Source organism: Shewanella sp. NKUCC05_KAH, assembly GCF_019345585.1.
GTDB classification, from domain to species: domain Bacteria; phylum Pseudomonadota; class Gammaproteobacteria; order Enterobacterales; family Shewanellaceae; genus Shewanella; species Shewanella oncorhynchi.
In genome coordinates this window covers 1-220 of sequence record NZ_JAHKQZ010000085.1, presented here as the reverse complement: position 1 = coordinate 220, position 220 = coordinate 1, and the positions used below count along the sequence as shown (strand labels likewise).

1 pseudogene is annotated in these 220 nt (G+C 50.5%); it reads right to left on the bottom strand.

Going from position 1 to position 220, the window contains the following annotated elements:
- Window positions 1–220: pseudogene (locus tag KO533_RS22575) on the bottom strand (transposase domain-containing protein); the annotation flags it as partial.

The window sequence follows — 220 nt, the reverse complement described above, 5'->3', positions numbered from 1 at the left end:
TTTGGACACTATCGGGTGTCCGCCACACTACACCGTCAACACCATACAAGTTAAGGCCGCACCAATGAGGATGTTCAGCTCTCGCGTGCCAGGTATTGGCGCTGCGACTAATACTTCTCTAATAACCTCACTGCCCAATCGTTTACGCGCCTGAGTCACGGCGCTGCGTGCAACATAATCAATCTCTTGCGGCAAAACAATGTCGAGTTTGTTGATGAGT